Annotated in this window: 13 protein-coding genes and 1 pseudogene; 7 read left to right on the top strand and 7 right to left on the bottom strand. The window is 63.3% G+C overall.

From position 1 onward, the window contains the following. From ACR3FE_RS27330 to ACR3FE_RS27315, 4 genes and pseudogenes are all read left to right on the top strand, one after another. A pseudogene (locus tag ACR3FE_RS27330) lies at nt 1–272 on the top strand (UxaA family hydrolase); the annotation flags it as partial. A 105-nt stretch (nt 273–377) separates the two neighbouring features. After that, on the top strand, nt 378–1109 hold the full coding sequence (locus tag ACR3FE_RS27325) for a fumarylacetoacetate hydrolase family protein (RefSeq protein ID WP_458211009.1): 732 nt from the start codon (nt 378–380) through the stop codon (nt 1107–1109). 136 nt (nt 1110–1245) lie between these two features. Next, entirely contained in the window at nt 1246–2367 is a 1122-nt protein-coding gene (locus tag ACR3FE_RS27320) for a zinc-dependent alcohol dehydrogenase (protein WP_458211008.1), read from the top strand. A gap of 60 nt (nt 2368–2427) precedes the next feature. Further along, complete coding sequence (locus tag ACR3FE_RS27315; RefSeq protein ID WP_458211007.1) at nt 2428–3603, top strand: mandelate racemase family protein; 1176 nt, start codon at nt 2428–2430, stop codon at nt 3601–3603. An 18-nt stretch (nt 3604–3621) separates the two neighbouring features. On the opposite strand, the gene ACR3FE_RS27310 is transcribed toward ACR3FE_RS27315, so the two are convergent. The 5 genes from ACR3FE_RS27310 to ACR3FE_RS27290 all read right to left on the bottom strand — a co-directional run bounded on the left by ACR3FE_RS27310 (nt 3622) and on the right by ACR3FE_RS27290 (nt 9384). After that, the gene (locus tag ACR3FE_RS27310; protein WP_458211006.1) at nt 3622–4677 is read right to left on the bottom strand and encodes an isocitrate/isopropylmalate dehydrogenase family protein; all 1056 of its coding nucleotides are present in this window, start codon (nt 4675–4677) and stop codon (nt 3622–3624) included. Between the two features lie 51 nt (nt 4678–4728). Continuing rightward, on the bottom strand, nt 4729–5904 hold the full coding sequence (locus ACR3FE_RS27305) for an ABC transporter ATP-binding protein (RefSeq protein ID WP_458211005.1): 1176 nt from the start codon (nt 5902–5904) through the stop codon (nt 4729–4731). A gap of 90 nt (nt 5905–5994) precedes the next feature. Then, nucleotides 5995–6822: a carbohydrate ABC transporter permease gene (locus ACR3FE_RS27300; RefSeq protein ID WP_458211004.1), complete on the bottom strand. Its 828-nt coding sequence runs from the start codon at nt 6820–6822 to the stop codon at nt 5995–5997. Between the two features lie 2 nt (nt 6823–6824). Further along, on the bottom strand, nt 6825–7778 hold the full coding sequence (locus tag ACR3FE_RS27295) for a carbohydrate ABC transporter permease (protein WP_458211003.1): 954 nt from the start codon (nt 7776–7778) through the stop codon (nt 6825–6827). 82 nt (nt 7779–7860) lie between these two features. Next, nucleotides 7861–9384 (bottom strand): ABC transporter substrate-binding protein, encoded by a 1524-nt coding sequence (locus ACR3FE_RS27290; protein WP_458211002.1) that lies wholly within the window; start codon nt 9382–9384, stop codon nt 7861–7863. 159 nt (nt 9385–9543) lie between these two features. Between ACR3FE_RS27290 and ACR3FE_RS27285 the strand changes: the two genes are divergently transcribed. Then, nucleotides 9544–11124 (top strand): TCP-1/cpn60 chaperonin family protein, encoded by a 1581-nt coding sequence (locus tag ACR3FE_RS27285; RefSeq protein ID WP_458211001.1) that lies wholly within the window; start codon nt 9544–9546, stop codon nt 11122–11124. Here the strand turns inward: ACR3FE_RS27285 and ACR3FE_RS27280 are convergent. Together ACR3FE_RS27280 and ACR3FE_RS27275 are read right to left on the bottom strand one after the other, a co-directional pair. Beyond that, nucleotides 11121–12803 carry a TCP-1/cpn60 chaperonin family protein gene (locus ACR3FE_RS27280; protein ID WP_458211000.1) on the bottom strand — a complete coding sequence of 561 codons (1683 nt, stop codon included), beginning with the start codon at nt 12801–12803 and terminating at the stop codon, nt 11121–11123. The two genes, ACR3FE_RS27285 and ACR3FE_RS27280, sit on opposite strands and share 4 nt — an antisense overlap. A 51-nt stretch (nt 12804–12854) precedes the next feature. Further along, on the bottom strand, nt 12855–13787 hold the full coding sequence (locus tag ACR3FE_RS27275; protein ID WP_458210999.1) for a dihydrodipicolinate synthase family protein: 933 nt from the start codon (nt 13785–13787) through the stop codon (nt 12855–12857). A gap of 117 nt (nt 13788–13904) precedes the next feature. Between ACR3FE_RS27275 and ACR3FE_RS27270 the strand changes: the two genes are divergently transcribed. After that, entirely contained in the window at nt 13905–15122 is a 1218-nt protein-coding gene (locus ACR3FE_RS27270) for an enolase C-terminal domain-like protein (protein WP_458210998.1), read from the top strand. A gap of 4 nt (nt 15123–15126) precedes the next feature. Beyond that, the coding region (locus ACR3FE_RS27265) for an MFS transporter (RefSeq protein WP_458210997.1) at nt 15127–15525 on the top strand (399 nt) is incomplete at its 3' end.

The raw sequence follows: 15525 nt of genomic DNA, 5'->3' as shown, positions 1-15525 counted from the left end.
CGACCGGCCTCGCTGCGGCCGGCGCGCAGGTCGTCCTCCACGTCACCGGCGAGGGCGTTCCGACGGGCCACCCGGTCGTGCCAGTCGTGAAGCTATCCGCTGATGAGGGGACGCTCGCGGCGCTGCCGGACGACATCGACGTCGACGCGACGACCGCCACCGCAGCCGACCTGACCGAGCGCGTGCTCGCCGTGGCGAACGGCGAGCGGACCTGCACCGAGCGCCACGGCATCACGGAGTTCGCCATCACACGCGTCGGCCCCTCGATGTAACCACCCTGCGCCGGGACCTTCCGAGACCGGCGCGAACCGCCCCGAGCGTTCAGATACCTCCGCAATCCAAATCCTTTTGGACGCACCGATGAACCTTCAGACGACATGCGCAGAGTACGCTTTAGAGACCCCGCCGGGAGCGTCCGGCGTGGCGAGTGGACTGACGACGCCATCACGTTTGCCGACCGCACCTACGACCCCGATGAGGTCACCGTGCTTCCGCCGACCAACCCCTCGAAGATCGTCTGCGTTGGACTCAACTACGAGGACCACGCCGCGGAGTCCGGCATGGAGGTTCCGGACCGCCCGCTGCTGTTCCTGAAACCACCGAACACGCTCGCCGCCTACGGCGACGCGGTCCCGCTGCTGCCCGGCAAGGACGAAATCGAGTACGAGGCCGAACTCGCAGTCATCATCGGCGAACAGTGCCGGAACGTCGCCGCTGAGGACGCCTACGACGTCGTCGAGGGCTTCACGTGCGCGAACGACGTCTCGAACCGCGACGACCAGATGGTCGAGCAGAACTGGGTCCGCGGCAAGGCCTTCGACAACGCCTGCCCGCTCGGCCCGGTCGTCGTGCCCCCGGAGGACGTCCCCGAAGACGCGTCCATCCGCCTCCGGCACAACGGCGAGGTCGTCCAGGATTCCTCGCGCGCCGAGTTCATCTTCTCGGTCCCCGAACTCGTCGAGGAGATAACGACCTACATGACCCTCGAAGCGGGCGACGTGATTCTCACCGGGACGCCGGCCGGCGTGGGCCCGCTCGCCGACGGCGATACCACGTCCGTCGAGATCGAGGGCGTCGGCGCACTCGAGAACGAGTTCACGGCCGAGTGAGAATCGGTCGGGTAGCGTCTCCCCCAGATGATGCGCTGGTCGACCTCGTGGCGAGGCCAACCTGCCCGCCAGCGGCCGCCACGAGGCCGCCAGCGCGACCCAATCTATTTGTACGCAGTCCCAGATGTTCAGTGTGATGCAGTCCCAAACGCTCGTCATGGACGAGTCCGGAGACATCGACGTACAGACGGTCGACGTTCCGGACATCGCCCCCGGAGAACTGCTCGTGCGCGTCGAACTGACCGGAATCTGCGGCTCGGACATTCACATGCGGGAGGGCGGACTCGATCTCGAGTTCCCCGTCGTTCCCGGCCACGAACTTGCGGGCGTCGTCGAGGCGGTCGGCGAGGGCGTCACGACTGACTCCGCCGGCAATCGCGTCGAACCGGGCAACGGCGTTACAGTCGTCCCCGGCATCAACGTCGTCGACGACTGGTATACGGACCACGTCCCGGCCCACCCGCTCGCGTGCACCGAGCGGAAGGTGTACGGCTTCCGCGGCGTCGAGGACGAACCCCACGTCCACGGCGGGATGAGCGAGTACTTCGTCATCGAGGAGGACGCCCACTTCTTCCGCCTGCCCGACGACCTCGACGTCGAACTCGGCGCGCTCGTCGAACCGCTCTCCGTGGCCACCCATGCGTTCGACCTCTCCTACCAGCCGGGCGTCCCCTGGATTCGCGAGGGATTCGGCATCGGGCAGTCCGTCGCCGTCCAGGGTGCAGGCCCCATCGGGATACTCGCCGCCGCGGCCGCGAAGCACGCCGGCGCCGGCCAGGTCATCTCCATCGACATGGTCGACGAACGCCTCGACCTGGCAGAGCAGTTCGGCGCGACCCACACTGTCGACATCAGCGACCACGGTGACGACTTCGTGGACGCCGTCAAGGACCTGACGCCGAGCGGCGACGGACCGGACGTCGTCATCGAGGCAGTGGGTCACCCCAGTGCATTCGAGCAGGCGATAGACATCTCGCGGAAGGCCGGGACCGTCGTCGAAGTGGGCCACTACGCCTACAACGGCGAGGCCGAGGTCGACCCGTCCCAGCTCATCCACAAGGAGCTGTCCATCCGCGGGAGCCTGGCCTACCCGCCCAACCAGTTCGAGACGGCCATCTCACTGCTCGAACAGACGGCCGATGACCTCCCCTACCGCAAACTGTTCAACCACCGCGTCGGCCTTGACGACGCCGAGTCGGCCTACGAGGCCCAGGCCTCCGGGGAGGCCTACCGCGCGACCATCCACCCGAACCGCTGACCCGTCGGACCGCTGACGCGCCCCCGCCTTTATTTACTAACCGTACGACGGTACACCCGCATGCCGCCGGAAATCACCCGGATAGAGAGCATCGAGTTTAGCTACGAACTGGAGGACGTGGGAACGGACCGCCATGGCTTCAATCTCGTCTACGACGCCGGCGAGACGACTGAGCGGAAACTGTTCGGCCTGAAGATCCACACCGACGAGGGGATCACCGGCGAGTACGTCGGCGGGAACTCGCCCGCGGCTGCCCAGTACAACATCATCGCGGACTACCTCGTCGGAGAGAACCCACTTAAGCGCGAGAAGCACTGGAGCGAGGTCAAGCGTGCGCTCCGGAAGTACGACCGGATGGGCATCGGGCCCATCGACATCGCGTTGTGGGACTTCGCCGGCAAGTACTACGACGCCCCCATTCACGAACTGCTAGGCACCTACCGCGAACGCGTCCCCGCGTACGCCTCGACGTACCACGGTGATGATAACGGCGGTCTCGATTCGCCGGGAGCGTACGCCGACTTCGCCGAGGAATGTCGTGATATGGGATACAACGGTTTCAAAATCCACGGCTGGGGCGGCGGCGACGAGCAGCGTGAACTCCAGCGGGAAATAAACGCCGTCCATGCCGTCGGCGAACGCGTGGGCGACGAGATGGACCTGATGCACGACCCGGCTTGCGAACTCGAGACGTTCGCCGACGCACTCCAACTCGGGAAGGCACTCGACGAACAGGGGTTCTTCTGGTACGAGGACCCGTTCCGTGACGGTGGAATCTCGATGCACGCCCACCGGAAGCTTTCGCAGCGACTCGACACGCCCATCCTCCAGACCGAGCACGTCCGCGGCCTCGAACTCAAATCCGACTTCGCCGCGAGCGAGTCGACGGACTTCGTGCGGGCGGACCCCGAGTACGACGCCGGCATCACCGGCGCGATGAAGGTCGCGCACGTCGCCGAGGGCTTCGGCATCGACGTCGAATTCCACGCGCCCGGACCGGCCCAGCGCCACTGTATCGCGGCGACGCGCAACACCAACTACTATGAACTCGCGCTCGTCCACCCGCACTGTCAGAACACCCAGCCGCCGGTGTACAAGGACGGCTATTCCGACATGCTCGACGCCATCGACGACGACGGGATGGTCAAGGTCCCCGACGACCCCGGTCTCGGCGTCGAGTACGACTGGGACTTCATTGAGGCCAACGCGACCGGCAGCGTCCACGTCTACGAGTAATCAGAACGCGGACAGCGTTCAGAGGCGGTCGCGCAGGTCGGCGACCACGTCCACCGTCTCGGCGTCGCCGCCAAGATCGGGGGTACGCGGCGCCGTCTCGTCCGCCAACTGCGCCGCCACGGCGTCCCAGAGGGCGGTGGCGGCGGCTTCCTCTCCGAGGTCCTCAAGAAGCATCGACCCCGAGAGGACCGTCGCGAGTGGATTTGCGACGCCCTGCCCGGTGATGTCGGGGGCGGAGCCGTGGACCGGCTCAAACATCGAGGGGTAGACCGGATCGGGGTTGACGTTCGCCGACGGCGCGAGACCCATGCTGCCTGAAACGATGGCGCCGATGTCGGTGAGGATGTCGCCGAACAGGTTCGACGCGACAAGCACGTCGAACTCGTCGGGCCGGCGGATGAGGTCCATCGACGCCGCGTCGACCAGCAGACGTTCGGTCTCCACGTCGGGGTACTCCTCGCTCACCTCGTCGACGACGTCGTCCCAGAGGACCATCCCGTATGCTTGGGCGTTCGACTTGGTGACGTTCGTGAGCTTCCCGTTGCGCTCGGTCGTCGCCTCGAAGGCCGCCCGGACGATACGCTCGACGCCCGTCCGGGTGAACACAGCTGACTGGACGGCTACCTCGTTGTCGAATCCGCTGTGCTCACGCCCGCCGATGTCCGCGTACTCGCCCTCGGTGTTCTCGCGGTAGACGACGAAGTCGATGTCACCGGCGCCGTAGCCACGGAGCGGGCTCGTGACCCCCTCGAAGAGCACCGAGGGGCGCTTGCAGATGTACTGGTCGAACGTTTTTCGGATGGGCAACATCAGCCCGCGGAGAGTGACGTGGTCGGGCACGTCGGGGTGGCCGACGGCGCCGAGCAGGATGGCGTCATGAACCGCGAGTTCGTCGGTGCCGTCGCCTGGCATCATTTCGCCGTGCTCGAGGTAGTACTCGGTTCCCCAGTCGAACTCCGTGAACCGCAGGTCGAACCCGAACTCGTCGGCGACGTCTTCGAGGAGGGGCCGGACCGCGTCGACGACTTCGGGACCGATACCGTCGCCCGGAATGACCGCTACGTCGTGCGTCATGCCAGTACTCGTGTGTGACGGGAACAAATAACTAGCGGTGCCGGAAGGTATTCAGTCGCTGACCGCGCGTTCCTGTTCGCCCTTCGCGGGGTTCGGCGTCTCGCCCGACTCATGGGTGACGAGCCCGTGAACGAGAGCCTCGTTGGTCTTCGCGTCGAAAAGGTGAATCGCCTCGTCGTCACAGGTGATGGTTATCTCGTCGCCCTGTTCCGGTTCGATGTAGGAAGGACTACGGACGCGGAATTCCCGCCCGTCGAGGTCGAGATAGAGGAAGTTGTCCGACCCGATGACCTCGACGACGTCCACCGTGACCGAGATACCGCGGGCGTCGTCGACGTTCTCGGCCACGCGGACGTTCTCGGGGCGGACGCCGAACGTGAACTCCGAGGCGTCGGAGACGCTTCGGAGCGTGTTGACGAACTCGTCGGAGACCTCGAAGTCGAAGCTCCCGCCGTTGGTGAGGCGGTTGCCCTCCAGTTCGACGTCGATGAAGTTCATCGACGGGCTGCCGATGAAGTCGGCGACGAACAGGTTCGCCGGTTGGTAGTACACCTCCTTGGGTTCGCCGACCTGTTGGAGCCGACCGTCATTGAGGATGACGATGCGGTCGGACATCGTCATCGCCTCCTCCTGGTCGTGCGTGACGTAGATGGTCGTGATGTCGAGTTCGGAGTGAATGCGCGAGAGTTCCGTGCGCATGTGCTTGCGCAGCTTCGCGTCGAGATTCGACAGTGGTTCGTCGAAGAGGAACACCTCGGGTTCGCGGACGATGGCGCGCCCCGTCGCGACCCGTTGCTGCTGGCCGCCCGAAAGGGAGGCCGGCTTCTTGTCGAGGAGCTCTTCGATGCCCATCATCTCGGCCGCCTCCTCGACGCGACTGTTGATCTCCCCCTCGGTGAGGTCAGTGCTCAGCTCCAGCCCGTAGCCCATGTTGCCCCGGACGGTCTTGTGGGGGTAGAGCGCGTACGACTGGAACACCATCGCGATGTCGCGGTCCTTCGGCGAGACGTTGTTGACGACTCGGTCGCCGATGCGGAGTTCGCCATCGGTAATCGTCTCTAGGCCCGCTGCCATCCGGAGGGTGGTCGACTTCCCACACCCCGACGGACCGACGAAGACGATGAACTCGCCGTCTTTTATCTCTAGGTCCAGTTCCTCCACGGCGACGATGGTGTTCGACGAGCTGTCGAACACTTTGGTGACGTTGTCGAATTCGACGTTAGCCATGGTACTTGGTCTCCGTTATCATATTGTTTGCACGGTGGTTGTTAATCCTTAACGTTCCGGCCGCCTGCGAGTCGCCCGCCTTCGTCGGCGTCATCCTGCCAGTCCCTCCCCGACGAACTGCTGTGAGAGCGCGTAGAAGACGACCGGCGGTAGCACGAGCATCACCGCCGCGGCCATCAGCAGGTTCCACTGTCGGAACGCGTCGCTGCCGAGAATGTAGTGGATGGCGACGGTGGCCGTCCGGACGTTCTTGTCGCTGGTCAGCACGAACACCCACAAGAAGTTGTTCCACGCGGTGAGGAACGAGAACAGGGCGGCCGCACCGACGGCGGGCAGCGACAGCGGGAGGACGATACGGATGAACGCACCGATCTCCGAATGGCCATCGATGAGCGCCGCCTCCTCGATGTTCGGGGGAATACCCTGCCGAAAGAACCCCTGGAGGAGCCAGATAGTCTGGGGCAAGACAAAGATGGATAGCGCGATGATGATGCCCGACAGCGAATTGATGAGTCCTAAAGTGTAGAAAATATTGTACACCGGAATCGTGATCACGATCCACGGGAACATGATCGTGAACACCGCGGTGTAAAAGAGGAACTTACGTCCCGGGAAATCCAACCGAGCGAAGGCGTATGCGCCCGGAATGGAGAAGAACAGGGAGATAATCGTCGCCGAGAGCGCGACGATAATGCTGTTTTTGAAGTAGGTCGTCATTGCGAATGAGTTCCAGATCTGAGTGTATGGGTCGAGCGTGAACTCCGAGATGGGGAGATACCCGGTCGACGGATCGATGGCGGCGAAGTTGTTCAGGATGGACGTCCGAATGACCCAGTAGTAGGGTAGGAGCGCCCAAACGGCCATGATGAGTAGGCCGGCGTATAACAGGAATCGTGAGCGTTTGTTTGCATTCAGCATGGTTACAAGTACAGGTCCTCCTCTTCGTTCAGAACGGTCACGTAGAAGATGGCGGCACTCATCGCCAGCACGATCATCACCATTCCGACGGTGTACGCGCGAGCGAAGTTGAGGTTCACGTAGGCCACCTCGTACGTAAGGATGCTCAAGAGCATAGTACGGGTTCCGGGTCCACCGCCGGTCAGCTCGAACGGCTGGGCGAACTCGGCGATGTTCCACGCAGTGCGCAGCGCGAGGATGATGATGGTCGGGGTGACGAGATGGGGGAGCGTGACGTCGCGGAACCGGCGAAGACGGCCCGCGCCCGCGAGTGCCGCGGCCTCGTACTGCTCACTCGGGATGTTGATGACGGCCGCCGAGTAGATGATTCCCGCGTAGCCGAAGTCGTGCCACGCTTGCGCTACGATCATCGAGACGTACGGCCAGAGCCCTTTGGAGAGGAACGCTGGCGGGTTCTGTATCCCGATGTCCTTCAGGAACATCGTGGCGAAGCCGAAGTCGGGACTGAGGAACCACATCCACACGACACCGCCCGCGAGCGGAGCGGAGAAGTACGGGGACATGATGATCGCGCTCAGCCACTCTCGCGATCCTCCCTTGACCTCGCTCAGCAGGACCGCCGCGAGCATGCCGAGTACGAGTTGGAGAAGCGTCGTCGAGAACACGAAGACAATTGACCAGCCGAGTGCAAACACGAACAGGTCGTTCGTGACCAACCAGACGTAGTTATCGAGCCCGATGAAGTTCAAGGAGCCCGTCCCCCCGAGTTGTGCGTTAGTGAACGTCAGCCAAACTCCCTGAACGATTGGGAAATAGAACAACAACGTGAACATCACAAACGTCGGGATAATGAAGAGGTATCCCGTCCAGTTCCGCTTCAGGCGGTCCCAGATCGATTCCTCCGTCATCCCATACTTCAGTCGGATTTCTTCGGCACTCTCTGCTGCTTGGGCCATGCTACCTTTACACTGGATTCGTCCCCTAAAAAAGATTGGGATAGTTCGATCGTGACAGTCGAAGCGACTCCGATTCGTCCGTTTACTTGTTCTGTTCCTTCAGCGTCGTCTTGATTTTCTTGTTGATTTGCCCAGGCACCTTGTCGGGCGAAACCTGACCGGCGATGCCAGACGAGATGGTCTTGTTGATATTGTTCCAGCGGATGTCGCTGGTCCCCTTCACGTCCCAGGCCGCCCCGGTCGTGCCGTACTGTGACCCGTACTGGTCCACGTTGTTAATGGCGTTTGTCGTCCAGGACGGAAGTTTGTCGCTGTATTGGTCGAGAAGTTTCTGCCCCATCGGCTTGGTACCGGGAATGGCCTCGTAGTATTGCCCCCACGCCGGGAGGGCGAAGTCCTGGTCGGTGAGCATGTATACGTTGAGGTCCCAGGCCGCCTGCTGTTTCTTTTTGGCGACGTCGTAAATGGACGTCTGCTGTTCGAGCGACCAAACGTGCCCACCGTGTTCACCGGAGACGCCATCGAGTTCCGGAATTCCGACCTTGGAACCATAGTTCGGGTCGAGTTTCGGATTGGGAAGCAACATGATGTCACCGTTGCCGCCCTGCCATCCGAACTTGACGTCGGATTTGACCTGTCGCCAACGGTTGGCCGTCGGCGTCGCGTACATGAACGAGGCGACCTGGTTCGTGAGCATGAGCGAGGGAATCTCCTCGTCGCCACGCGAAGCGGACTTCGGACTCGAGAACTTCTTTGCGAGTTTGATACAGTTTTTGATCATGCCGTCGGTCTTCGGTGCGTCCTTGTGGTCGCTGCCGACGACGACGGTCGGGTTCTTCGGATCACCCCGAAGCCACGGGTCGGTTCCGCCAGTGTACGCAGTGCGCGCTTCGCCCCAGTAGGATTCGAGGTCATTGTAGACGCCCGTCTCCTCCCAGGCGATAATGTCCTGCTGTTTGTCGATTTTCTCGATGTAGTCGTAGAATTGACTCCACGTCGCGAGGTCCTTCTTCGGGTTGGTGACCCCCGCCTTCTTGAACGCTTGGACGTTGATACCAAGGTTGCTGCTCGTATGACGCTGGGCGCCGCCTGACCAGTATTTCCCGCGGAACTTCGCGGATTCGGTGTTCGCGCTCGTGAGGTTCTCTGGCAGGCCGTCCGTCTTGTCGAAGAACTGTTTGTGATTCGGTACCTTACCCTGGTTGTAGAACTTCAGGCCGAGTGCGCCACCCTCTGCGATGGCTGGGGGATTACCGGCGTTGACTGTCGAGGATAGTTTTGTCTTGATATCCCCATAGGAGACCGCCTGAAGGTTCACGTTGACGCTCCCGTTCTTCTTCTGGAAGTCCTTCATGGACTTCTGATAATGGTTTCGGATGTCCGAGTTCTCCGCGGCCATCCCTGAGATGAAGCTGATGGTATTCGACGCTTGTCCTCCGCCGCCGCTGTTGTTTCCGGCCGACCCCTCGTTTCCGGACTCGCTGCCGCTGCAACCAGCGAGTGCCCCAAGAGCGCCCGCCGCCGTCGCTCCGGCACCTTTCACAAAGGTTCGTCGCGTGGTCGATTCGTTGACACTTCCAACCTCTGGTTTGTCAGAGCTTGCCATACCATATAATGATGAAAAAGGTAAGACTTTAAGCTTTGCCTCAATTTTACCTAAATGACGGTTAACTATATTATTTTAAATGATGAATAAAATTGCCGACGAGAATCCAAGGGCGAACTCCCGCAATAAACATAAGAGCAGTGCTACACAGTATCAGTCATGACCGACGAAAGTAAGACATCGGTTGGGCCCGACATTCGGGCGGTCTGCAACATCGTCCACTCGGCGCTCGGCCCCTTTGGAGCGAACAAACTGATAGTCGAGGCCGACGGAACGGTCACGACGACCTCGTCGGGGTCCGAAACGGTCGCACGGTTGAACGTATCGAATCCCACAGTCTCACTCCTCAAATCGACCGTCGCCGACTTCTCGAAGAAACACGGGGACGGAGCAGCCACCGTCGTCACCATCCTCGGAGGTCTCCTTCGGGAGGCGGACCGATTGACGGAGCAGGGAATTCATCCTACGGTCGTCGAGCGTGGGTACCGCGAGGCGATGGACGTCGCCGGAGAGTACCTGGAACGACACGCCAGACCGCTCGGAGAGTTCGGCACGGCTGCCGTCGCACGAACTGCGCTAACGGGCACGCGTGACCCGAATACACGAGCGATGGTCGCCGAGTACGTCGCGGACGTTGTCGACGACCTCGCCGAGTCTGACCAGGAGTCGGTGACACGGTCGGTCAAGGTTGCCTCCCGAATCGGAGGCGCCCAGGCCGAGACGCAACTCGTCCCCGGCGTCGTTCTAGACCTCGACCCGGCCGGTGAGACGATGCCGCGGTCGTTTGATCAGGTCGGCGTCGCCGTCCTCACGACTACTGTCGACGTCCCCAACGTCGGCGGGACCGGATCCGCGAGCGAGACACGAATCCGCGTGGACTCCTTCGAGACGCGGGACGCCCTCGGCGAGCACGAACGAGCACGGTTCTGCGAGACGCTCGACGCGGCCATTCGGTCCGGTTGTCGGGTCGTTTTTACCTCAATGGCGGTCAACGACCGGGTCGTAAACCTCCTCGCAAACCGGGGCATTCTCGCCGTCCCACAAGTCGAAGCGGACGACCTCAGTCGAATCGCTCGCGCGACCGGCGCGACGGTCGTCCCGTCGCTCACGGACGTCTCCGCCGAGACGCTCGGGAAAGGCGACGTCGATGTGCGCCGTCACGCGGGAACCGACATGATTCACGTCGAAGGGCGAACGAACCCGGTCTACACCCTCTTCTGTCGAGCACCCGACCCTCGCGCGGCCGACGAGTTCGAGGAATCTGTCGAACACGCACTCGACGCAGCGGCGAGCGCACGCGAGAGTGCGACCGTCGTCCCCGGCGGCGGTGCCGCTATGATCGGGGCCTCCCAGGCCGTCAAAGAGCACGGTCGATCGGTCTCGGGACGGGAACAGCTCGCCGTGGCGGCGTTCGCCGACGCCCTCACCACCGTCCCGCGAGCGCTCGCCCGGAACGGCGGCATGGACGGATGGGAGACGGTCATCCGACTCGTCGTCGCACATACCGAAGGACGGGACGCTCATGGCGTCGACTCCATCCTCGGTGAAACGCGGGACGTACTCGCCGCCGACCCGCTCGTCGATCCTACGGACCAAACCCGGGCAGTACTGAACGCCGCGACGGACCTCGCCGTCCGGCTGGTGCGAATCAGCGAGCAACTAGCCGCCTCCGACCTCGGTAGCGATGAGAGCAGGATGACAGACGTCGGCGGCCCCGGTTCGAGTTCTGGGACGCGCTAGTCGTGTTCGAGCTCGGGCGAGAAGGACTCGAGCTCCACGTTGGGATACAGGATCGTGTCGACGGTCAGTAGTTGCTCGGTGCTCGACCGGGCGGTCTCGATCGCCTGCGAGAACACCCGGCGCGGTTCGACCACGCCAGCCTCCCACGCGTCGACAGCCTTCCCGGCGGTCAGGTCGAGGCCGAACGCGACGACCGATTCGTCGGCATGCGCGTTCCGGAGCGTCGTCAGGGTGTCGAGCGGGTTGAGCCCGGCGTTCGCACCGAGCAATCGAAGGAAATCCTCGAGAGCATCGGCGAACGCCGCCACGGCGAGCTGTTCCCGACCGGCCACCGTTCGGGAGTACCGGCGCAAATCGTTCGCGACGGCGGCGGCAGGGGCGCCCGCGCCTGGAATCACTTGCCCGTCTATCGCCGCTATCGTGGTGACCTCGAGCGCCTTGGAAACGACGCGCTCGCGTTCGGTCGCTGCGGACGCCGTGTCGGCCGAGACGACGAGGGAGAACACGCCGCCGTCGCACTCATCGAAGAAGGTCCACTTTCCGTCCGATCGGACCGTCTCGCGCACCCGACCGGCGGTTCCGAGCACATCGGGCGTGAAATCGTCGACGTGCGAAACGACCGAGGCATCGGTTGCCCGCGCCACGCGGGCGACGTCGGACTTCGGATACGTAACTCGGTCGACGACCGCGATTCTCTCGCGCTCGAGGGCATCTCGGACGTCATCTTCGACTTCTTCGAGCGAGACGAACACCTCAACGCCGAGCGTGGCGAGGTGGTCGGCGAACGCCGCCCGACGATCGGCACGCGCCGTCCGTCGCTGTTCGAGGGCGGTCGGCGAGGAGAGCCGCGACTCTTCGAGCGGCGTCGCCGTCTCGCCGAAGGACACGTCGCTGTCCATTATCGCGACGGTCGCGTCCTCCAACGTTCCCTCGACTGCCGGCGTCCAATCGAACTCGGCGTTCGAGTCTTCATCCTCCTGGACGGGCGAGGGACGACGTTGGACGACGACACCGCGGTAGAGACACTCTTCGACGCCGGTGTCGGCGATGACGTCTACGTCGTCAGTGTCGAGCCACCGACCGTCCGTCGCCTCGGCGAGTCCGACGACGGCGTCGGCCACCCGTTCAGCGTACCGGGACCGCGTCCCGTCGTCAAGGTCGACAGTCATCGCCGTACTCGCCACCCGGCGGAGCAGGTCGTGGTCGTCGAGCGAACATTCCCGAGCCAGGTCGTCGAGCACCTCGCCGGCGCGATTCGCAGCCATCGCGTAGCCGACGACGACTGTGCTCGGATGGACGCCGTCCTCGACAAGGTCGAGACCGCGCTCAACGAGCGCGTCCGTGAGAACGAGCGTCGTCGCGGTTCCGTCGCCGAGTCCCCGCTGCATCGAATCGATGGCGTCGACGATCAGTGCGGCGACCGGATCATTGAAGCTGTCACCACGTTCGATTGCAGCGAGAATCTGGTCAGCGTCCGCTGTGAGGACGACCTCTGGTTCGTCCTGGTAGTCGTAGGTCTCGATGAGTTTTTCCGAACCGTACGGACCCACGGTAGAGCGGACGAGCGATGCAATTCTGTCCGTCGTCCGGCGGACGTACGACCGGGCCTCCTCGTCTTGGAGCGTCCACTCGTCCGTGTCGACGCCCTCAACAGTGGGGTCCTTGTTACCGATATCCATCGACGAGTTCTTGGTGGGTGGGTCGCATAAAAGTAATCCATCGACGAGGGATCAACCGACTCGAGATTCTGTCTCGGCGATGTCCCCGTAATACCTTTTCGCGCGATTCCGATCCGACTCCGAGAGCGCAACCAGCGGTTCGCGGACGGGACCGCCGTACTGCCCCGCGAGTTCGAGACCGTATTTTACGGCCGGGACGTTGTTCGCGGAGCCGAAGCGGTTGTTCGACCCCGTCTCCTGACGGAGATCCTCGTAGGGTCGGACCAGGTCGCGAATTTCCTTCGCGCGAGCCAGGTCGCCCTCCTCGAGCGCCTCCTGGAGGGCGAGGACCGTTTGCGGAACGAAGTTTCCGATGCCCGTGGTGAACCCTTCGGCACCCTCTATGTGGAAGGAGGGGGTGAACCGTTCGGCGATACCGTTGACCCAGACGATATCACCAGGCGTCGTCCCAATTCCCCTGGAGAACGCCGCGATGTCGTTGACCGCGTACTTGACCGCGACCACGTTCTCGCGTTCGGAGAGGTCGCGGATGTGGTCGTGGGTGAGTTCGGCTCCCCGCTTGTAGAGGACGACACCGAGGTCCGTGTGGTCGGCGAGCGCTCGATAGTAGTCAAGGATGCCGTCCTCGTGGACATACGTGTGGCTGGGGTGCATCACCATGATGGCGTCGGCCCCTGCGTCGGCGTAGCGGTCGGCGAGCATCTTCGCGTTCTTGGTGCTCCCGCCGACGCCTCCAACGACCGACCCCGCTCTATCGAAGGCTTCGATCGTCGTCTTGACCACGGCGACTCGCTCATCGTTCGAGAGGGAGTAGTACTCTCCGGTGTTACCGCAGGGGACGATTAGACGGGCACCGGCGTCCCTGACGTACTCGATGTTCACAGCGAGCTCGTCGTGAAGGACCGTCTCGCCGTCCTCGCTAAACGGCGTTGGGTTCGTGAAGGCGACATCTCGGAGGTCCTCCTTCAAGGATTCGTAATCCATTGCTATCAATAAACGCATCATCTGGAAACCACTAAAAGACTTGCCTCCTACCAAGGCCACCCATGACGTTCGGACGCGAGGCGAGAATTAATAAAGGGATGCGTCAACGTACTGCACATGCGCGTTACAGATATGGAGATCATCCCGGTCGCCCACCGGGAGCCCCGTCTCCGGAACTCGTGGGGCGGACACAGCGACATTTCGGCGCGAACACTCGTCCGTCTCACCACCGCGGACGGCGAAGTCGGCATCGGCGAAACGTACGGGGACCAGGGTGATGCCCTTGAAGACGCCCGTAGCCTCGTCGAAGGAATGAACCCCTTCGAGCGCAAGCCCCTCGAACTCCGACTCCAGGATCCGATGGTCTACGGCGCTATCGACACGGCTCTCCACGATCTCGTCGGCCGGGCCCTGGACGAGCCCGTCTACAATCTCCTCGGCGGGTGCGTCCGCGATGAGGTGGAGTTCTCGGGGTACCTCTTCTACAAGCAGGAGGACGCCGATCCCGACTCAGCGGCCGTCGCCGGGTACGAGGTGATGTCGGCCGAGGACATGGTCCGCGAGGCGCGCGAGTTCGTCGACCTGGGCGGCTTCGACACGCTGAAAGTGAAAGGCGGCGTCCTCGAACCGGACGAGGAGATTCGCACGCTTGAGCTGCTGGCCGAGGAGTTCGGCCACGACACGCCGCTCCGTATCGACCCCAACGGTACGTGGAGCGTCGAGACGGCCGTCGACGTCGCCCGACGACTGTGGGACGCGGACCTCAACGTCCAGTTCCTCGAAGACCCCGTCCCGACGTTGAACGCCCACAAGCGCCTGAAGGAGTACGTCGACTACCCCATCGCGACGAACATGTATGTGGTCGACTTCGACGAAATAGCGCCCGCGGTCCGACAGGAGGCAGTCGACGTCATCCTCTCGGACCACCACTACTGGGGCGGGCTCGCCGGGAACGTCGACCTCGACAAGGTCGCCCGCACCTTCGACCTCGGCGTCGGCATGCACTCGAACTCCCACCTCGGCGTCAGCATGGCGGCGATGGCCCACGTCGCAGCGGCGATGCCGACGCTTCGGTATGCCTGCGACTCCCACTACCCGTGGATGGCCGACGACGTCATCGCGGACCCCTTCGAGTTCGAGAACGGCAGTCTCGCGCCCGAAGGACCCGGGCTCGGCGTCGAACTCGACGAGGACAACCTCGAGCGCGCCCGCCGGAAGTACGAGGAGTCGGATCCGCTCGCGTACTCCTCGGTCGAGTCGATGGCGGCGGAGTACGCGGACGCGATGGAGGGCATCGGCCGGTCCGACTGGTTGCCGAACAAACCCCGGTGGTAATCCCGTGGTCGTAGGTTCGATACGCCATCTGAGCGGACAGGACGTGGCCATCGCGGTCGCGGCCGCGGCCAACAAGGGCGCCACCATCCTGATGGGGACCGTCATGGCCATCTACATCGGTCGCATCGGGTCACCCCTCGACGTCGGCCTCGTGACGGCCACGTTCTTCTTCGGATTGATGGTGTTCTCGCCGGTGTGGGGCGCCATCGCCGACGTGACCGGCCGCCGGCGGGCGGTCCTCATCGTCTCGGCGGGGCTCGCGGCCCTCACTGTCCTCCCGTTGACGTTCGTCGACGGCGTCGCGGGACCGCTTGGCCTCCGCACCCTGTTCGCCATCTTCGCGGCGGGGTTCCTGCCGGTGATGCTCACGGTCGTGAGCGAGCGCGGCGGCGACGGCGGGCGG

The organism is Haladaptatus rarus (assembly GCF_054177585.1).
The sequence above is the reverse complement of the archived record's forward strand: the minus strand, read 5'-3'. Positions and strand labels throughout refer to the sequence as shown.

What these genes read in the sequence shown, in the direction of transcription:
- ACR3FE_RS27325 (WP_458211009.1), top strand. Translation starts at nt 378, where the DNA reads ATGCGCAGAGTACGCTTTAGAGACCCCGCCGGGAGCGTCCGGCGTGGC.
- ACR3FE_RS27320 (WP_458211008.1), top strand. Translation starts at nt 1,246, where the DNA reads ATGCAGTCCCAAACGCTCGTCATGGACGAGTCCGGAGACATCGACGTA.
- ACR3FE_RS27315 (WP_458211007.1), top strand. Translation starts at nt 2,428, where the DNA reads ATGCCGCCGGAAATCACCCGGATAGAGAGCATCGAGTTTAGCTACGAA.
- ACR3FE_RS27310 (WP_458211006.1), bottom strand. Translation starts at nt 4,677, where the DNA reads ATGACGCACGACGTAGCGGTCATTCCGGGCGACGGTATCGGTCCCGAA.
- ACR3FE_RS27305 (WP_458211005.1), bottom strand. Translation starts at nt 5,904, where the DNA reads ATGGCTAACGTCGAATTCGACAACGTCACCAAAGTGTTCGACAGCTCG.
- ACR3FE_RS27300 (WP_458211004.1), bottom strand. Translation starts at nt 6,822, where the DNA reads ATGCTGAATGCAAACAAACGCTCACGATTCCTGTTATACGCCGGCCTA.
- ACR3FE_RS27295 (WP_458211003.1), bottom strand. Translation starts at nt 7,778, where the DNA reads ATGGCCCAAGCAGCAGAGAGTGCCGAAGAAATCCGACTGAAGTATGGG.
- ACR3FE_RS27290 (WP_458211002.1), bottom strand. Translation starts at nt 9,384, where the DNA reads ATGGCAAGCTCTGACAAACCAGAGGTTGGAAGTGTCAACGAATCGACC.
- ACR3FE_RS27285 (WP_458211001.1), top strand. Translation starts at nt 9,544, where the DNA reads ATGACCGACGAAAGTAAGACATCGGTTGGGCCCGACATTCGGGCGGTC.
- ACR3FE_RS27280 (WP_458211000.1), bottom strand. Translation starts at nt 12,803, where the DNA reads ATGGATATCGGTAACAAGGACCCCACTGTTGAGGGCGTCGACACGGAC.
- ACR3FE_RS27275 (WP_458210999.1), bottom strand. Translation starts at nt 13,787, where the DNA reads ATGGATTACGAATCCTTGAAGGAGGACCTCCGAGATGTCGCCTTCACG.
- ACR3FE_RS27270 (WP_458210998.1), top strand. Translation starts at nt 13,905, where the DNA reads ATGCGCGTTACAGATATGGAGATCATCCCGGTCGCCCACCGGGAGCCC.